The 18,006-nt window shown below is 53.5% G+C and carries 18 protein-coding genes, 1 tRNA gene and 1 pseudogene; 14 read left to right on the top strand and 6 right to left on the bottom strand.

Annotated features, from left to right (window positions below; all coding sequences use genetic code 11):
* Nucleotides 1-76: 76 nt before the first annotated feature.
* From B060_RS0109825 to B060_RS0109780, 10 genes are all read left to right on the top strand, one after another.
* Nucleotides 77-595, top strand: coding sequence for a porin family protein (locus B060_RS0109825; RefSeq protein WP_026172732.1), 519 nt, complete (start codon nucleotides 77-79; stop codon nucleotides 593-595).
* A gap of 169 nt (nucleotides 596-764) precedes the next feature.
* Nucleotides 765-986, top strand: a complete 222-nt coding sequence (gene infA / locus B060_RS0109820) for a translation initiation factor IF-1 (protein WP_018081608.1) — start codon at nucleotides 765-767, stop codon at nucleotides 984-986.
* A 7-nt stretch (nucleotides 987-993) separates the two neighbouring features.
* On the top strand, nucleotides 994-1,593 hold the full coding sequence (locus tag B060_RS0109815; protein WP_026172731.1) for a Maf family protein: 600 nt from the start codon (nucleotides 994-996) through the stop codon (nucleotides 1,591-1,593).
* Nucleotides 1,590-2,597, top strand: coding sequence for a ribonuclease E/G (locus B060_RS0109810; RefSeq protein WP_018081606.1), 1,008 nt, complete (start codon nucleotides 1,590-1,592; stop codon nucleotides 2,595-2,597). The genes B060_RS0109815 and B060_RS0109810 overlap by 4 nt, the downstream gene beginning before the upstream one ends.
* The gene (locus B060_RS0109805) at nucleotides 2,594-2,830 is read left to right on the top strand and encodes a DNA gyrase inhibitor YacG (protein WP_018081605.1); all 237 of its coding nucleotides are present in this window, start codon (nucleotides 2,594-2,596) and stop codon (nucleotides 2,828-2,830) included. The genes B060_RS0109810 and B060_RS0109805 overlap by 4 nt, the downstream gene beginning before the upstream one ends.
* A 108-nt stretch (nucleotides 2,831-2,938) precedes the next feature.
* Nucleotides 2,939-3,014 (top strand) — tRNA-Phe (locus B060_RS0109800).
* A 161-nt stretch (nucleotides 3,015-3,175) separates the two neighbouring features.
* A complete protein-coding gene (locus B060_RS0109795) occupies nucleotides 3,176-4,396 on the top strand; it encodes a tyrosine-type recombinase/integrase (RefSeq protein ID WP_035423397.1) in 1,221 nt (406 codons plus the stop codon).
* A 99-nt stretch (nucleotides 4,397-4,495) separates the two neighbouring features.
* Entirely contained in the window at nucleotides 4,496-5,827 is a 1,332-nt protein-coding gene (locus B060_RS0109790; RefSeq protein ID WP_162149132.1) for an FAD-dependent thymidylate synthase, read from the top strand.
* Between the two features lie 15 nt (nucleotides 5,828-5,842).
* Entirely contained in the window at nucleotides 5,843-6,400 is a 558-nt protein-coding gene (locus B060_RS0109785) for a dCTP deaminase (RefSeq protein ID WP_018081602.1), read from the top strand.
* A 15-nt stretch (nucleotides 6,401-6,415) separates the two neighbouring features.
* Entirely contained in the window at nucleotides 6,416-6,835 is a 420-nt protein-coding gene (locus B060_RS0109780; RefSeq protein ID WP_018081601.1) for a hypothetical protein, read from the top strand.
* Between the two features lie 10 nt (nucleotides 6,836-6,845).
* Here the strand turns inward: B060_RS0109780 and B060_RS26505 are convergent, their stop codons facing one another.
* Complete coding sequence (locus tag B060_RS26505; RefSeq protein WP_081606827.1) at nucleotides 6,846-7,511, bottom strand: HIT family protein; 666 nt, start codon at nucleotides 7,509-7,511, stop codon at nucleotides 6,846-6,848.
* A gap of 33 nt (nucleotides 7,512-7,544) precedes the next feature.
* Between B060_RS26505 and B060_RS0109770 the strand changes: the two genes are divergently transcribed.
* Nucleotides 7,545-8,219: a hypothetical protein gene (locus B060_RS0109770; protein WP_018081599.1), complete on the top strand. Its 675-nt coding sequence runs from the start codon at nucleotides 7,545-7,547 to the stop codon at nucleotides 8,217-8,219.
* Nucleotides 8,220-8,307: 88 nt separating this feature from the next.
* Here B060_RS0109770 and B060_RS27990 read toward each other — a convergent pair.
* Both B060_RS27990 and B060_RS0109765 read right to left on the bottom strand, forming a co-directional pair.
* Nucleotides 8,308-8,436 (bottom strand): annotated as a pseudogene (locus B060_RS27990) (IS3 family transposase); the annotation flags it as partial.
* Between the two features lie 106 nt (nucleotides 8,437-8,542).
* A complete protein-coding gene (locus tag B060_RS0109765) occupies nucleotides 8,543-9,415 on the bottom strand; it encodes a hypothetical protein (RefSeq protein ID WP_155847777.1) in 873 nt (290 codons plus the stop codon).
* A 271-nt stretch (nucleotides 9,416-9,686) separates the two neighbouring features.
* Here B060_RS0109765 and B060_RS0109760 point away from each other — a divergent pair, with 271 nt between their 5' ends.
* Nucleotides 9,687-10,529 carry a C1 family peptidase gene (locus B060_RS0109760; RefSeq protein ID WP_018081597.1) on the top strand — a complete coding sequence of 281 codons (843 nt, stop codon included), beginning with the start codon at nucleotides 9,687-9,689 and terminating at the stop codon, nucleotides 10,527-10,529.
* A 32-nt stretch (nucleotides 10,530-10,561) separates the two neighbouring features.
* The gene (locus B060_RS0109755) at nucleotides 10,562-11,923 is read left to right on the top strand and encodes a caspase family protein (RefSeq protein WP_018081596.1); all 1,362 of its coding nucleotides are present in this window, start codon (nucleotides 10,562-10,564) and stop codon (nucleotides 11,921-11,923) included.
* Nucleotides 11,924-12,195: 272 nt separating this feature from the next.
* Here B060_RS0109755 and B060_RS0109750 read toward each other — a convergent pair whose 3' ends face one another.
* The 3 genes from B060_RS0109750 to traA form a co-directional block, all read right to left on the bottom strand.
* Nucleotides 12,196-13,002: a hypothetical protein gene (locus B060_RS0109750; protein WP_018081595.1), complete on the bottom strand. Its 807-nt coding sequence runs from the start codon at nucleotides 13,000-13,002 to the stop codon at nucleotides 12,196-12,198.
* Between the two features lie 873 nt (nucleotides 13,003-13,875).
* On the bottom strand, nucleotides 13,876-14,559 hold the full coding sequence (locus tag B060_RS0109740) for a DUF6118 family protein (protein WP_018081594.1): 684 nt from the start codon (nucleotides 14,557-14,559) through the stop codon (nucleotides 13,876-13,878).
* Between the two features lie 17 nt (nucleotides 14,560-14,576).
* On the bottom strand, nucleotides 14,577-17,501 hold the full coding sequence (gene traA, locus B060_RS0109735) for a Ti-type conjugative transfer relaxase TraA (RefSeq protein ID WP_018081593.1): 2,925 nt from the start codon (nucleotides 17,499-17,501) through the stop codon (nucleotides 14,577-14,579).
* Nucleotides 17,502-17,672: 171 nt separating this feature from the next.
* Between traA and B060_RS0109730 the strand changes: the two genes are divergently transcribed.
* Nucleotides 17,673-18,002: a conjugal transfer protein TraD gene (locus tag B060_RS0109730; protein WP_164468322.1), complete on the top strand. Its 330-nt coding sequence runs from the start codon at nucleotides 17,673-17,675 to the stop codon at nucleotides 18,000-18,002.
* Nucleotides 18,003-18,006: the final 4 nt, after the last annotated feature.

Below are 18,006 nucleotides of genomic sequence, written 5' to 3'. Positions count from 1 at the left end.
TAGCTCCAGACGACAACATGATCGTCGGCCCGCATCCTCCCCGATGCGTGACCAGTTCAACTTTGGAGCACATATTATGAAGACCCTTCTTATCGCTACCGCTGCTATCGCTACTCTGGCTATCGGCACCGCCGCTTCCGCTCAGGACGTGGGCAAGGTGTACGGTTCGGTTGGTTATTCGCAAACCGACAATGACAAGACCGGCACCAATCTCGGCAGCGTCAATGCCCGCGTCGGCACCAAGATCACCCCGCACTTCGGCGTTGAAGGTGAAGCCGCTTTCGGCACCAACGACGACAAGGTTGCCGGCAACAAGTTCAAGCTGACCAACAAGGCCGCCGTCTACGGCGTAGGTTATCTGCCGGTTTCGCCGAGCTTTGACCTGATCGGTCGTGTCGGCGTTTCCGATACCGACCTGAAGGCCCCGGCCTCGGCGGGTAAGTTTGAGCAGGGTACGGCCCTCGAATACGGTGTCGGTGGCCAGTACCACATCAATCCGGAATACGCCGTGCGCGCCGATTACACGCGCTCGGACTTCCAGAGCGATAAGGGTACGGCTGATACGGCTACCCTCAGCCTCGTGAAGCAGTTCTAGTTTCCCCCTCCTTGGAACGCTTCATCGCATGCGCCCCTTGCCCCTGTGGCAAGGGGCGCTTTCGTTTTAGGGCTTTCCACATCTGGCCTTTGGGTATAAAGGGCGCAATCGCATATTTTGGCGCCGTTTGAGTCTTTATGAGACTGCCGCGTCACAACAGAGAGGCCGTATGGCAAAAGAAGAGCTTTTAGAATTTCCGGGTACTGTGATCGAACTGCTTCCCAACGCGACGTTCCGCGTGAAGCTGGAAGAAAGCGGCCACGAAATTATCGCCCACACCGCGGGCAAGATGCGCAAGAACCGCATCCGTGTGCTGGCAGGCGACCGCATTCTGGTCGAAATGACGCCTTATGACCTGACCAAGGGTCGTATTACCTACCGCTTCAAGTAAACCTGATATCGTGGCTGAGCGCGCTCCTTTCATATTGGCCAGCGCCAGCCCGCGCCGTCGCGACCTTCTGGCTCTGATCGGGCTTGTGCCTGATCAGATCGTTGCGGCGGATCTAGACGAATCTCCCCTTAAAGATGAAACACCAGCGCAACTGGCGCTGCGTCTCGCTGTGTCGAAAGCTCAGGCCGTAGCCAGCTCGACGCCCGGCTTTGTGCTGGCCGCCGATACGGTGGTCTGCGTCGGCCGCCGTGTGCTCGATAAGGCCGAAACCACCGAGGATGTGGCCGCCTGCCTCAAGCTGCTGTCTGGCCGTGGTCACCGCGTCTATACCGGTGTGGCGGTGGTGAACCCGACGGGCAAGCTGTCATCACGGCTTGTCGAGACGCGCATCAGCTTCAAACGCCTGAGCGCCGCCGATACGGCCGCCTATCTGGTCAGCGGCGAAGGCATTGGCAAGGCAGGCGGTTACGCCATCCAGGGCCTCGCTGGCGCTTTTGTCACCCATCTGGTTGGCAGTTATACCGGCGTCATGGGATTGCCGCTCTACGAGACACGCTGTCTTCTCGAAGGTTCGGGCCTGCTCGAAGGCGCGGGTCTTAAGGCGTGATTACGCTCCACTACGAGAGCCGCTTCGGACTGGCGCGCGGCGCCATCTGCCTTGATGGCCGGCCTCATATCTATCTCGAAGGTTATGACCAGGACGCCGCGCTCAATCTGCTCGGTGTGCGTTCGGTAGCGCGTCTGAAAAGCAAGGCCGGCGGCGTCGCCTTCCTAACCCTTGCGGATGGCGCCGAAGCGGTGCTGGATGCCCCGCAGGAGGCGCTGGCAAAGCTCGATGAAGGTGCCGCCCTTGAGGTCACCATCATCGCCGAGGCCCGCCAAGACAAACTGGCCCGCGCCAATCTGATCGGTTCTGCCGAAGGTTCGCTGCGCCGCCTGTCACCGGTGCTGAGTCTGAGAGAGCGCCTGCTGGCCCGCGCCACGGCCGCTTTCGGTGACCTGCCTGTTGAAGCCGTCGATGATCCGGATGCGCTGGACGAGGCCGAAGACGCGGCGCTCAATCCATCGGGCCCTTTGCCCGAAGGCGGCTATCTCAGCGTCGAACGCACCCGCGCCCTGATCGCGTGTGATGTCGATTCAGCCGGCGGGGAGGGCGTGGCCACGCCCAAGGCCTTCGCCAAGGCCTGCAATGAACGCGCGGCCAGCGATATCGCCCGCCGTCTGCGCCTGTCCGGTCTGGCGGGTCTGGTGGTGATCGACCTGATCGGCAAGCGCCATGACGCCGATCGTCTGCGCCAGCTTCTGCAATCCGGCTTCGGCGCTGAGGCCGATCGCCTTATCATTGGCCCCATTGGCAAGTTCGGCACGCTTGAATTTGTCCGTCCGTGGGGCGCCTGTCCGCTAATGGACGCCAAGCCTGACCTGCGTGCCGCGCACAGGTTGCTGCGCGAGGCCGTGAAGCGCGCACAGAGCGAGCCAGGGCGCTTGCTGACCTTGCGCGCGCCGGCTGGCAAACTAGATATTATCCGTCCGCTGCTGGCGGCTTCCCATGATCCGCTGTCGGCGATCCTGCGTCTGGAAGCGGCCGCCAAGTCCGAGGTTATTGTATGATCCGTAAATGCACCCGCTGCCAGAAGCCCTATGGCGAGGCCATCGAAGGCGTGGTCAGCGTCGCGCCCAGCTATGCGCCGTTCTGTTCCAAGCGTTGCGCCGATGTCGATCTGGTCCATTGGCTGAAGGGCGACTATGTAATTGATGGTGCCGGCGGCCTTACCGTCAGCGAGGAAGACGAGGGCGCAGCCCCCGCTTCGCTGCATCTGCCCTACGATGATGGGGATGAATGACTATTTTTCGGAAATCCTTACCTTTTTCGGCTGGACAAGCCGATTTAGCTCACCTATAGACCTGCCTCCCGACCGAGGTGACGCTGATTTAAAGTCACTCGTTTGAAGGCCTGGATAGCTCAGTTGGTAGAGCAGCGGATTGAAAATCCGCGTGTCGCTGGTTCGAATCCGGCTCCAGGCACCATTCCCTCTTCCCAAGACATCCCCCAAAATCTAGCAAACCCTTATAGAATATGGTATTGTGGGGCTCAACAGTCCTGTGGCGTCCCACGAGATACCAGAAGATCCGACGATTTTTGGGTACAATTTGTGGGTAGCGCCGAGGACGCCTTGGACGCTACCCACATGTCTCTCTCCGATCTAACTATCAAAGCCGCTAAGCCCAATTCAGACAAGGATTACAAACTTGCCGACGGGGGCGCCTTATTCCTGGTAATCTCTAAATCAGGGAGCAAACTGTGGCGGTTTCGATACCGGTTTATGGGTAGGGAAAAAATGCTCAGCCTGGGCAGCTATCCAGACGTCGGTCTGAAGGCTGCAAGGGGGCGGCGCGACGAGGCTAAAAAGGTCCTTGCGACGGGTGTTGATCCGAGCTTCGAACGCAAGCGGCAATTGATCGCTGCCTCAATCTTAGCGAACAGTACGTTCATGGGGGTCGCCAAAGAATATATCGAGAAGCTGGAAGCTGATGGTATCGCCGAGGCAACCAGAAAGAAAACGAATTGGTTGGCTTCGCTCCTGGAAAAAGACTTGGGGAGCCGTCCGATTGCACAAATTGAACCCTATGAAGTTGTCTCGGCCCTCAAGAAAATTGAAAAACGAGGCAATTACGAAAGCGCAAAACGTGCGCGATCTTTCGCAAGCCGCGTTTTCAAATATGCCATATGGACGGCACGTGCCAAGGTTGATCCTGCGGCGGATGTCGGCGGTGCACTAAAATCTCCTAAGGTCGTTCATCGTGCCGCTATCCTCACGCCAGAGGGAGTGGGAGGGCTTTTGAGGGATATTGAAGCTTTTGAGGGGCACATGACCACCCATGCAGCCCTTCGCTTGTCTCCGCATGTCTTTGTGCGCCCCGGGGAACTCAGGCATGCTGAATGGCACGAATTTGATTTCGACAAGTGCTGCTGGAGGATACCGGCATCGAAGATGAAGATGGGGATCGAGCACGTTGTCCCGCTTTCTCGACAGTCTACGGCGATTTTACTGGCGGTCCGTGAAATCACGGGTGAGGAAAAATATGCATTCCCGTCAATACGAACGGGCGATCGCCCCATGTCTGAAAATACGATAAACGTAGCGCTCCGACGCCTTGGTTATACATCTGACGAGATGACCGGCCACGGCTTCAGAAGTACGGCCAGTACCTTGTTGAATGAGTCGGGGAAATGGCAGCCCGACGCGATTGAAGCGGCGCTGGCCCATCAGGATAAAAACAAGGTGCGCGGCAGTTACAACCGGGGCCAATATTGGGCTGAGCGAGTGGCTATGGCGCAATGGTGGTCAGATTATTTGGACAGATTGCGCGAGGGCAGCTCGACAAAAGGGCACATTTTAGCAAGATAGGGGCTGTGTCAGTCAGTCTGGAAGACCTTCAGCAATGGTGATATAATCTTTGATTCTAAACGGCACAGCCGCCGGCGGGCATACGTAATGGTGAACTACATGAAGATACGCGTTTTCGATGAATTCGAACCGGAAGCTCTTGCTATGTTGCAAGCGCTCTATAGCCGATCAGGTGAAAGTGTTGACGCACACGCTGTGAAGGTGGCTGAACGTGGCGCGAAGAAATTCATGGAAAGCTATTACGTAGGTTACGGCCACGCTTCAATTGGCGATTGTGGCGTGACTACCCTCTTCATTGAAGGGGCTTCGATGCTGGCCTGCAAAGCTTTTCAGAATAATCCCCTTTACTCTGGTCAAGAATCCTCAACGCGGTATATCGATTTTGCGCAGCAGAAGTTGGTGAGCCCTATTGATGACCCGCGGTGCGGAGAGGTTCAGAAAAAGTGGATACGCTTTTATTTGGATTTGCAGGCCCCGCTGATCGAAGAGCTCAGCCAACGGTTCCCCCGTGAGCCAGGTCAGAAGGAAACGGTATGGCAAAAAGCCATACAGGCTAAAGCGTTCGATATCGCAAGGGGCTTCTTACCTGCAGGGACTTCGACGCAATTTTCTTGGACCACGAATTTCCGGCAAGCTGCTGAGAACCTTGCTCTGTTAGCGCATCATCCTTTGGCTGAGGTTCAATTGATTGCCGGACAATGCATTGAAGCATTGCAAAATAAGTATCCGAGCAGTTTTTCTCATCAAGAAAAAACAGAAGTATTAGAGTACAATTTAAACGCTGCGAAAAAATCGGCATATGACACTGCGTTGGATGTTCCCACGTCGAATTCTGAGTTTATTTATTCGATGGACATCAATAATTCGGAACTAGAGCGAACAGTTCTGTTTGAGATATCAAAACGTCCGAGAAGCGCCCAGCTTCCTAGAGAATTACAGCGATTTGGATCTTACGATTGTAAATTCTTGCTCGATTTTGGCTCATTCAGAGACTTGCAGCGCCATCGCAACGGCTATTGTGCATTTCCGCTATTAACCGACCGATTAGGCTTTCACAATTGGTATTTTGATCAACTGCCCAAAGGCATTCAACAGTCAGCTAAAGATTTTGTCGCAAATCAGATCCGGGAATTGCAATCCCTGCGCAGTGAACTGCAATTCGGAGACGAAGAGGCTCAATATTACCTGCCATTGGGAATGAATGTGTCATGCCATTTGAGATATAGTTTGCCGCAAATGGTTTATGTATCTGAGCTTCGCTCAAGAAAAACTGTGCATCCCACTTTGCGATGGGTCGCTCAGCAAATGGCCCGTACTTTAACTGTCCACCACCCAAAGTTGGCGGTATTCGCGGATTTTGACAGCGATGACTTTGATATTCGGCGGGGTGATCAGGATATTGTTGAGAGGAAAATCGAAACAGTTCCATAAGAACAGGAGCGGAACATGATCCAATCAAAGCAAAACTTGATTGAAGCCATAGGTTCGGGAAATATTTATGTCGAACCGCTAGATCCGGAACTTATTTCGAACTCAAGTATCGGCTTGCGCCTAGCCGAGGATTACTATCTGGTTGATCCGGTCGAACGTATGGCCGTCGATAGACAAGAGCAGTATCCAGAAATTATTCGACAGCCTTTGGTAGATGGCAAAATGTTGGTCAAAAAAGACCAAGTAATTTTGTCTTATACGATGGAATCGATAAGCGTTTCTAACGGCTTCTGTGCGTTCCTAGCTGGTACTTCTGATCTGGCACGTCTAGGAGTAAGCGTGGCGATAAGTCACTTTGTCGGTGCCGGGTTTGGGCGCGATGGCCCTCAACAGCTAATTCTGGAAATTGAGACGCGAGCGGTGAAAGAGATCCTACTGGTCCCGGGCATGCGCATTGCCCATTTGGTAGTATGCGCTGTTGACAACGCGCACGACGAGGGCAAGGACCCGGCTGGACATTGGAAAGGCAGCGGACCGCATTCCACTTTGGCCGGTAGACTGTTTAATATTTAAAGTTCGGAAGCCAAGATGGAAGAGAACAGAAGCCCTGAGTTGGAGCTCGTGACGGAGTTAGCCAGTCTTCTTCGTAAACATGGCGACGTATCTGTCGAATATGTTACCGCCGAAATGCAGCCATTTACTAATCAGTTCAAGCCCGACATTCTATTTTCGCCGACCCTAGGTGGATACTCGAGGCAAAAAATTTTCATTGAAATCAAACTCAAACTAAAGAATATGGGGGTTTTTATAAAAACATTGCCGGCACACAAAGAGTTTGCAGAAGAGTATATGGAAATCCCTATAACTAAATACGTGTTTGCAACATCTATAGGTATTGATGAATTAACCTCTAAAAGGTTGGAAAATATAGGAATTACAGCTTTAACTGGAATTTCAACCGCGAAGGAAATATTTGATAGCTTAGAAAAATTAAATTTTCTAAGATAGAAAAATTTATCTACAAAAAATCTGACAATTCATCGATCATTTTTTTCAGAGCACCTAGGTTTGGATTGTCTCTCCAATTCCATTGCTCAGGTACGCCCCACATCTCAGCTAAGATCTTCCTCATGTACTGCGATGGAATTGATTTATCGACATAAATATTTCCACTATTTTCATCATCTATTAGGATGGAGTAGTCTTGATCGCGGGGCAGGCGGCTGAGATATCCGGCCGTTGGCGCTTTATAAGACGTAAAACTAGTATCGGCCAAAGCTTTGCGGCCACCTACGGAAGGCGGCATTGGCACTATGTGAATATGCACGTGCGAAATGCACGTCTTGCTTTGCTCACCCGTCTTTTCTCCGTTTTCGAATATCAAAACCTCGCAGCCTAATTTGGCCTGAAGGCGATTTCTTACCTCTAGTGCAGCTTTGACTAGGTCTTGAGAGACGTCAACTGGTGTGTCTCGTAAGCAATCGTAGTGCTTGCGCGATACCAACATAACATGACCAAAAGTTATTGGCCCTAGTGAGGGCACGCAAAAAAACAGGCTATTTTCCCACAAAATCCGTCGGAAACGCGGTGCCCCGAACGCGTGCAGCAAACTATCTTCAAGGCATCCACTTTTGCCTTCTAGACAAAAAGCGCAATCAAGATCAATCTCTGGTTCTGAATTCATTTAGCCTCACTCAAAATTGCACTGGTGATTCATATGGCAAACAATCCGACACAAAATGGAACTATACAGGATTGGATAAAAGATAAATATTACGCATCCTTGGCTACAACTGCTGCCACAAATGTCTCTTACCTTAACACCACTGTCGCGTGGGCAGTGTCTCTGATGACTGGTGCACTTGCACTGGTATTGTCCCACGAAAAATTTCCCGACAAGCCATCGGTCGGGGCGCTCGCGGTGCTATTGATAGTAATCGGGCATTTTTTTGTTCGCGCATCGAAGGCATATACAAACATGATGAGGTTCACAACGCTCGAGAAAAGTATTATCAAATCAATACTGAATGATGAATGTGGCGACCGAACCGCGAAGGAAATTGCTCAGTATCACGTAGGTTGGCATTGTCCGCTTCCCAGACGTAAAATCGCTCTGAAAGTCCTAACAGAGCTCGGATTTGGCTATTTTTTTCTAATTGTGATCGGATTGCTGATCTGGACTCTCTTTAAATCGTCACCTGAGTGGAGCACGTGCTTCGGCTTGTGGATTGTTTACCAGCCTAAATGCTTCTCTTCCAACCAAGACGCATTCATGGGGCTACTAACAGGCGTATCGTTTGCTATCCCAATTTTGGAAATTTTATGGATGTTCTTCAGATCGCCCTACTTCAAGAACATAGACGTTCTAAAAATTGCCAAAGAGCAAGGTTAGCAGGTCTCCAAGTTTGGCCTTTTCAAGGGCGCTTGCCGGTATCGGCCTCCGTCTTCCTGACCCATTCGTTCAGAGTGCCTGGCGCTTATCCGATCATCTGAGCAACCGACAAGATGGCTGTCCATCGCGAAGGGGTAGAGGCTTCATGCTGGAGAACCATCCGTACAGATCGTACGCGGATCTCAATGGAAATTTCGTTCGTTGTGTTTTTTGTCATACCCCTATCCACTCGCGAGTTAGGGCCGCCGGCAAGCGCGGTGCGGTTCAATACCTTTGGCCATTTGAAGTGTAATCGGCAAGATGTGTGGGCGTTCTCGACGCCCTCATTCACTCAGTTTCTGACATTCGTCCAGTGAGATGTGTAGGTTACTCAAATTGAGCAAGAAAGCCTCGTCTGAGATAAGGTTAGCATAGGTGCTGTCTTTGCCTCCGTTGCTTAGAGGCGCAAATCCCATAGGCGAATTAATAGAAGCGCTTGTGGCTGTCAGCGCAGCGTTTCGCGCACTTTCTTCGTTAGATTTTAATTCGGCGGACACGGCTTTGTAGTATGCGTTCATATCCGCGAAGGCGGGTTCCGTTGGCGTTGCCCACTGTTGTTGGAGCTTGTTTTGCGTTGAATCGACTGCGTTTCCAATTTCAATATGAGCATTTATTACCATTGGCGCATAATGATTTATTGAAATGGCGACGGGGGTGCTTTGGGACGCGCTCCAGGCATAGGCCTCTTTCCATGTTTTCAGGTGAAGGTCATCAAGGCCGCGGAGCTTATTTCCGACACCGGCTATACATTGTAGAGATGCGGCCGCTTTAAGCAGCGTTACTCGTCTCGATGCCACTTGATAGTATTGACGTCCGGCGAGCAGAGTCGCAATGGCGACTGAGCCGTCTTTCACGCCCTTTTGGTTTTTAGAGAAAACAGACGAGTGGAGAATACTTGACCCGAAAGCGATGATCGGCAGGTCGAGGATTTGAACGCCGTTGGCAAGCTGATCGGCCGCTTTGTGATATCCGACCTGCAACACATCCAGGCACTTCAGCGAACTTTCTATGGTCGTTGGTGGCACGCGGCAGAGTTTGTTATCCGTCTCCAGATACTCGCGGGCCAGATTTGGCGGTGCGAAATTGAAAGCCTGGCAACCCGTCAGGGTTGTTATCGCTGTTGTCGCCGCTACAACAATTTTCCAATTCATCGTCATTTTAGCCTCCATGTGTCTGCCAGCATTTGTGAGTTTTGGTTTAACCGCAATAGGTTTTCACCGTTTAAATTTTCGTGTGATAATTGTATCGCACCTTCATGCGGTCAATTATGCGTTTATAGGTTGTGTTAAATTTGTCATATCTAGCAAAAAAGAGTTAATTGTAGGAACGTTGTTATTTTTCGCAGCTTTACAACCAGTGTCAAATATTGTTGCCTCTATAATCTGAAGTTACATAATGCTCAGAATTTCACACAACTTGGAGGCGGTAATGGAACGACGTCTTTTCGTCGCATCGATGGCGGCGGTTGGTGCGGGCCTATTCAGTGAGGCATCCGCTCAAAATCCTACGCCCGCCTTGGGTTTAAACTTTCTCCCGGCGGATGAGATGTCGAGATTGCCAAAGACCCTTGGTTCAAAGGGGGTGAACCCGCCGATCGCTTCCGTACGCGCATTGGCCCCGCCGGTTGGAAATCAGGGGCAACAAGGCTCTTGTGTTGGATGGTCAGTAGGCTACGGATTGGCCAGTTGCCTGCTTAACCGTCGCAATCAAAACGTTGTACTGACTAGTCCGTCGTTCGTCTATAACCGCGGAATGCTGATCGATAGTGTAACAAATCATTGGCCTATCAATTGCGGCACCGGCATGTATATCGAAACCGCGCTCTCTTACTTGCAGGGTTTTGGTATCTTGCCAAAAGTTGCATTTGATTATGATCCAGCGACGTGCTCACGCCTACCGAAGCTGGACGAAGATAACGTCGCGCGCGGCAATAGAGTCATCAGTGGCTGGAAAGTGGCAACCGATCTGGCTTACGCGAAAACGTCTTTAGCCTCAGGTGTGCCGCTTATCCTAGGCATTCAGGTGCGAAGGGATTTCTTGCAATGGGCCAAACCTGAGGGGAAGGTCTATAGAGCGGTGAATAGTCCCATTGTCGGCGGGCATGCCATGCTGATTACTGGTTACGATGATACCAAGGGCGCCTTCGAAATAATGAACTCGTGGGATACTTGGTGGGGTGACGCCGGGTTTGCATGGGTCAGTTATGAAACGATCCTTGCAGACGCGACAGTCGCCGGACAATTGCGGATGTACACGGTTACACCTTCATAAATCTCATAGCAACTCCCTGGTGGGACAAAGACATGCGACACTTAACTCTCGGCACCTTGGTGACGACGTGCGCCTTGCTGGCCTCTCTTTTACTCACGGGGGGCGGCTACGCTCAAACACCTGCCCCAGCTAAAGTCGCCTTGCTAATTGGCGATTGGGATTACAATCGAAACAATATACCAGATCCAGCTGATCAGCTCGGCACATCGCCGTTCTACGACGATCTCGACCAGACCTGTAAGGATGAGCAGCCTGAGCGCAACCTTCTTGACGTTGAACAGGCATTGCGAAAGCAGGACTTTAAGATCTATATGTATTGCAACCTTGAAAAGGATGGTTTTTCTAAGAAGTTGACCGACTTTGGAGCGCTGACGAAGACCTTACCGAAAGGTTCAATTGTCTTCGTCTATTTTACTGGTCACGGCATTCAGAGCTATGGACACATTCTCTTGATGCCCGTCCTAGCTGATAAGGCCGCTATCAGTTCCGCGTGGAAATCAAATACAACGCGGGCGCAGGTCGCCACAGCTAATCTCGTGGCCAATCCGATATCAGAGCTCTTCAACTCGCTTACTGAACGGGAAGACGTTGCTGTCGTAATCGCGTTAGACAATTGCCGGAATAATCCTTTCATCGACAGTTACGCGTTCAAAAATTCCGACAGCAATGAAGACGTTAATCCTCGCACACGGCGCAATATATTAATTCAGTACCGTACGCTCCCGACGAAAACCGCTTCAGACACCAATACTTACGGGCGGATTTTGTCGGAAGAAATTACGCGCGGGGGTGACATCGCGACGATCATGTTAACCGCTGATAAGCGGCTGACAGATCTGCATGTTGCCAACGCAGAGGAAGACGAGCCTAATCTCAATGGGGCCGGATCGGTTTTCGGAGGCGGATTTTACCTCGGCCATCCTGCTCCTGTTTCGGCAGCGACGCTTAATCTCAAAGTTGATAATGCTCTCAAGCAACAGTCAATTCTTACGCCACAAGCAATCTCGCCAAAGGGCAAAAGGAAACAGCTTAGGGTTTTGTGGTGTGAAGGGGCTGGAGAGATTGAGCGGCGGGCGTACGCCCAAACTTTCGCCAATTTCGTAAGTTCCAGAGCGGATGAATTTGGCATCAGTGAAGTGCTTATCCTGCCTCTCAGCACGTGGAAAAACCAATTTGGCGGGTATGGCAATGTCAACCGTAATGTAATGCGCTACGACGATCACGACGAGGCTATATTGCTTACACAGATTGCTCGTGCCTACCCTAAAGCGGACTTCTTGCCTCAAAAAGGTATAGGAATAAAAGGGATGCGAACAGTCAGCCTCTCGGCGTTCGTTTGCGGCGCGGTTCCTCAAATCACTGACCAGGAAATTCAAACATATTCTGCAAAATAACTGAAACGTCGGACGCGGCCACCGACTGCAACGGATTGCAAGACGTTGACATGGGCTGGGTTCAGGCATCGAGTGGTGCTATTTCGAACCTTAGGGTAATCAAGTGGCAGCTAGGCCGTAAACTCATAAATGGCAGCAACGCGAGCATTTAAAACGCATACCAGTCAGGAAATTTTTGGGGCCTATATACGTGCTTGACCCAATACGAAGGGCGGGCATAAAAAGACCCGCCGTAGCGGGCCTTACTTCCTATCAACCTTTTTAGCCGCCGCTTAGTCTAGGTCCAGTTGTCTTTCGGGGGGACTGGCTGCTAGTTTGGCTGACGCCTGAATCCGCCTCTTAAGACGGGAAAGATAACTCTCGATCCCCTCAATCAAATCTTCATTTGGCTCGCCGCTAGCGATCAATTTCAGATAGTTTGAAGGGCCTGCGACCTCGGAATAAAGTACTTGTTCACCGACCATCACCGGAACTCCTATGCTGCTACTCGTGGGTGCGGCCTGATATGGCGTGTAGGCAACCTCCCTAGTTGGCGTCACGATCATTTCATTGCGCTGATCGGGCGATTCTACATCTACTGATTCGCCAATACCATCACTTTCGTAAGCGTTCTCTCGCTTTAAGAAGGCGCAATTATCTGTATAGGACCTAATCACGGGGTTGATTGCCCCATCTGCGAACTCCTGTTTCATCAAATATGACTTCAGCGCAGCATCGGAAAATTGGTCTTCGCTAAACCGGGTTCTCAGAGTCTGAAACAATGGCGGCATGAACGCCGCTTGGCGCAATGCGCTTCTATATTGCTCTGGAGTGTCCGGGTGCAATATGTCCGCTGCGAGTTCCGTAAGCTTGAGCTCACCCTTAGAAACCCTTTCCAGCATGCCATACTGCATCATGTTGGAAATGGCTTTATCGGCAGCCCCATTCAATCCACTATAGCCCATATGGGCAGCGACAACCTCTCTGCTGATTTGGCTACGACGGTCCTTTGAATGAATTTTCTGCGCCCTCTCAATGGCCTCTTCGACCGAAAAGCTAGGGTAGGTTGGGCTTCTTACTCTAGTCGTTGCCTCTGCCATTTAGATCTCTCCGCTGATTGCTAATGACGCCAAATAGCACGCGCTATTGGAATTAGCAATCTAGAAGCGGATAAAGCGGAAAACTACAAGCGGAAAAAGCAATTGGCCGATTGACTCCGCAGCGAAGCATGGTAAACCGAATATGTAAGGGCCTAAAAAGTAAGGCCGCAAAACCCCTGCCAGGGTCTGCGGCCTAAAATTCGGGTTCTGGTGGCCTACATGGTGTAGAGAGCGACCACCGGAAAAGGAGACTTGGAGCCTCGTTGTCCCTGCGGCGACGGTAAACCAAGTCTTCAATCTTTGCAACGCTCTTGATGACATGACGTCATCGGGAACTAACTGCCATGGCCTACAAGGCATGCCATATCGTCCGCGCCTACACACGCATCCGCTTCGGAAAATTGGAATTCGTGTGCCAACACCCCCGATGCTGCGGCTCTAGGAATCCGTAGGAGCTTTAGGCTCTTTCGGCTCTGTCTTAATGGGTAGAGGAGCTTTCTTAACCGGCCGTCGCGGGGTAAAATCCTGTGGCGGCTTTTTTGTTTTGGCACGTTCAACGCTATCGGAAACCTCTAAAGGCTTCGTAACCGCGAATCGCGCCAAAGCCTCATCAAAGCTCATACTTAAAGCTAAGGGTGGCTCTGTCTTCTTTTTCTCTTCGGTCATCCGATCAGGGCCTTGTATGTTAATTTCCATCGAGAACTGACAACAACTAGGGGTAGTTAAGGCATTTGTCACGGCCATTAGGGCACGAGGTACATGATGTTATGGCCATTTTAACGGACTGAACGGCAAGCGTGGCTGGTATAGAACCGACTGGCGATTGCCGATACAGTTAACCGAACGACATTGGTCTATGCATGGCAATACATTCTATCGCTTGGAAGCTGCCTTCACCGTCACACGGCATCGCTGGTCTTTACCTGTACGCTCAGCGTTCTTTTGGCATTCAACGATTGGCTGATGGTTGTCGCGTTCCAGGTTGACGGCTGCCTGTATTGCGGCCCATTGGTCTGGATCGGCCGAAGCCATCAATTGCTGGCCAGCCTCCAACCGATCTTTACCTAAAAGCCAAGCCGCGCCATGCTCGGGGAATAGCCTCAAACATGCCATCGTCAGTACGATGGCGACAACAGCACCAACGCCCACCGCAATGGCACTGAACCGCAAGACTTCACGGTCCTGATCGTCAGCCTTTCGAGCGCTCGCAATCCAACTGGACAGGTCGTGGTTGGTGTCATTTAAGGCTTTCGCCGCCTCCGCGATGGTCTGTTGGTCAGCGGCGCGCGCTTCGTTCCCGGCCTTGCTCATCTGTTGCGCCATTTGCTCAGCGGTCGTCTTCACAATGGGGCGCTGTGTCAGCCAGTCCAATGACGCCGATGCCGCCGTCAGACAATCCGCCATGCTGCCGAGCGTCTCGCTGTAATTGGGCGCTGCGCGGTGGTCGTCGGCCATGCGCTCGATCACCTTGCGCATAAACGCCACCTCGCGGCGCAAGTCCTCGAACGCTTCTGCCGGAGATTTTGGCTCTGCTTCAATATCCGTATTCTCAGTCATGACTGTTTTCCTTTCTGCTACATTCCAATGCTGATGCCGCGTGAAGGCTCAAGGCCGATGCTGGCGCCAAGCTCACTCGACAGTTTCCGCTCCATATCCCATCCGGTGCCGCTACGACTGAGGCCCAGGGCTAAGCGTTGATTGCGCAGGAGCGACTCCATCTGCGGGTCGCGTTCCAATGACTTGGCCATGGCGCCCATCTGATCGCGGAGGCGGTTGGCCGTAGTGGTGTCACGAGACCGTTCCGCCCCGATCCGGCGTGCGTTCATCCGTGTCCAGTCATCGACGAAGCGATCGGCCCGTTTCACGGGGGCGGCCCTGATCTCGGTTTCCAACTGCAAGGTTTGGACTGAGCGCTGGATACGGCCGCCCGCCGCTTCGGCGGCCATGGACGGGTCACGTTGATAGGCTTGCTCCAGGTCATGTGACGCGTGCTTATCAAAGCCATTCAACTCCTCACGGGCCTTCTCAAGGGCGGTCGTCTGGTGCGGCAGAACCGGGAGATCCTTGTCGTGCATACGGAAGATATCGTTGACCGCCCCGGCATGGCGCTGGATGGCGCTGCGGCGCAAAGCGTCGCGGTCCTCGCGGTAATCGTTAGGCTTTAGTTGTGGTGTCTTGGATCGCTGGCCAAGGTCCAAACCGTCAAACAGACCGCGCACCTTGTCCGGCACCTGGCGGATGATCTCGACCACACGTTCGCGCCAACTGATGCCGCGCCGCTCGGCGAAGTCTTTGGCGCCGTCGTGGTCCAGCGCCATGTCCTTCGACCGCTCACGCGACAGGGTACGGCCGAGCCGGTTCAGATCGTCGAAGTCGTCTTTGCCATAGTGCAGGTCGACACTGTCACGATGGCGGGAGAGGGCGACATAACTCGAATGGCTATCAAGGCCGGGTGTGGCCAGAACATGGACGCGGTCAATCGTGACGCCCTGGGACTTGTGGATGGTGACGGCGTAGCCGTGATCAATGGCATTGTAGTCCTTCAGGGCAAACGCCACCGACCGGCCATCGTCCAGGCGTACAGACATGCGGTTTGGCTCAACAACTTCCGCCCTCCCCAGGGTGCCGTTCTTCACGCCGCCATGCTCATCAAGCCCGCGTTCGTTCTTGAGGAACAAGACCCGGTCTCCGGCTGCAAAGGTGCGATCGCCACGCTCGACTTTAACCTCAACGTCGTCGCTCAACTCACCTCTGGCTTTAAGTCGCTCGCGCGCCAGGGCGTTCAATACCTGCACCTCGTCATTGGTGTGGGTAAGGATCAGCCGTGAGGCTTCGGGGTTATCAATCCGATCCTTGTCCCACCGCTCGACCAGGTCTTTGCGAGCCTCCTCGCGCGTTTCCGCCTCGTGAACATGGCCATGATCGTAGTAGGCATTTAGCACAACTTGCGTTTTGCAAGTGGCGAGCTGATGGGTGGCGTCTCGCTGCCAGTCTTCGTGCTGACGGCGCACCTGGGTGATCTCGACGCCGCCATGGCGCTCATGGATCGAGCGGAACGCCGCACCAGCCTCAATCGCCTGGAGCTGTTCGGGATCACCCACCAGGACGACCTTGGCCCCGGCCTCGGCCGCGGCGGACAGCACGCGCTCCATCTGCCGGCTGCCGACCATGCCGGCTTCGTCGACCACCAGGACATCACGTGCTGTAAGAACTTCACGGCCCTTGCCCCATTGATGCTCCAGACTGGCAATGGTGCGTGTCGCAATCCCTGAACCGCTCTCGAGGTTCTCGGCAGCAATGCCGGACAAGGCAGCCCCTCTGACGGTGTAGCCGGCATCTTCCCACGCCTCTTTAGCTATGCCCAGCATGGCGCTCTTGCCGGTGCCGGCATAGCCGACAACGATGCTGAGTCCATCGGCCTTGGTGACATGCGCCAATGCGGCATTCTGTTCACCTGACAGGGTGAAGCCGCGCGCCTCGGCGCGGCCTAGAACCATCTCTCTGTTGGCGGTTGATACGCGATGATGCTCACGCGCCTTCATCAGGTCCGCCGCCCGTTGCAAGCGCTGTTCAGTCTCGATCATGTCGCGGCTGGTGAAGCGCTCATCGCCACGCCCGTCCTTGCCCAGTTCGACCAGATCGGGCGATTGCCGTACGGCGGTCATGACGGCGTTGAATTGATCGGCGCCGTCGGAATGGCGATGCACGAACATGGCCAGGTCGCGCTTGGTGAAGGTCGCCTGGGTGTGGGTGATGGCGTCTAAGGCAATCTTCGGGTTGGCGAGGATATGTTCGCCATTGCGGTAGGCGATATCGGCGTGATCCTCGATGCGCTCGGCCTCAAGACCTTGGCTTTCCATGCGCCGTGCCGCTGCGCCGATCTTGCCCTGTGGCTCCAGGTCGATGCCTTGCTCTTCGAGTGTACGGTGATCGATACGGGCGTCGATATCGAGTTCGGCAAGACGCTGATTGACATGCTCGGCCCAGGCCTCGCGCCAGTGCTCGACCAACTCGACGCGGTTCCAGTCGCGCACCTTGGGGCCAAAGCCGTCTTCGCTGACCTCGCGCATGGTCAGCATGACATGGGCGTGCGGTTTGGCCTGGCCGTCGGTGCCGATATCCCAGTGCACATTGAGGTCAGCCACCATGCCCTGATCGACAAACTCACGCTGAACAAAGTCGCGGGCGAGGTCGATGCCCTGCTGCTGGTTCATCTCACGCGGAATGGCGAACTCGACCTCACGGGAGAGCTGGGCATCCTTGCGTTTCTCGAAGGCCTCGACGTCGTTCCACAGCCGCTCACGGTCCGACCATTCGGGTGGTGCGTTGTCGGGGAGCATGACCTCGGAATGAACGACGCCGGTCTTGTTGGTAAAGTCCTGAGCGCGATCCAGCCGCTCATCGTACAGCCGCGAGGCCGAACGATAGGCAGCCGAGGCTACGGCGCTGGAGCCGGCCGCTCGGGAAATCACTTTGACGGAGAGATGATATATCGCCATGGCGACATACCAATTACGCCTAAAAGCCTACGTCGGCACGACGTATAAGCGCGCCCTCCCAAGATTAAATCTCGGGATGGACCGGGCTGTCTCACCCGGTCTCGGTAACACTGGAGCATATCCAGGCAGCCTATCCTATAATGGTCTCAAGTTCAAATGACGGAGACAGCTATGCGTAAACCGAGGGACTTCGATGCGGAACTGAAGGCACTGAACGATCGCGCCAGAACGTTGAAAGACAGAAAGGTAAAACAACTGGGCGAGCTGGTCATCGCCACTGGTGCCGACACGCTCGACATCGACACATTGGCCGGTGGACTGCTGGCCATGGTGAAAGACACCAAGGCTGAACGGAAGGAGGGATTGCGCAAAGTGGGGGCAGCGTTTTTTAGGGGAGGCGGTGAGGGGGAAGCTAGCGACAGACCTGAATCGAACCCTGCGGCGACAGCAGAAGCTGACGGCCTTGCGCAACCGTTTGAACTTAAGCCAAGCGAGAACTGACACG

The sequence above is a fragment of the Asticcacaulis benevestitus DSM 16100 = ATCC BAA-896 genome, assembly GCF_000376105.1.
In the GTDB taxonomy this organism is placed as follows: domain Bacteria; phylum Pseudomonadota; class Alphaproteobacteria; order Caulobacterales; family Caulobacteraceae; genus Asticcacaulis; species Asticcacaulis benevestitus.
This window is presented reverse-complemented; position numbering and strand designations above follow the sequence as displayed.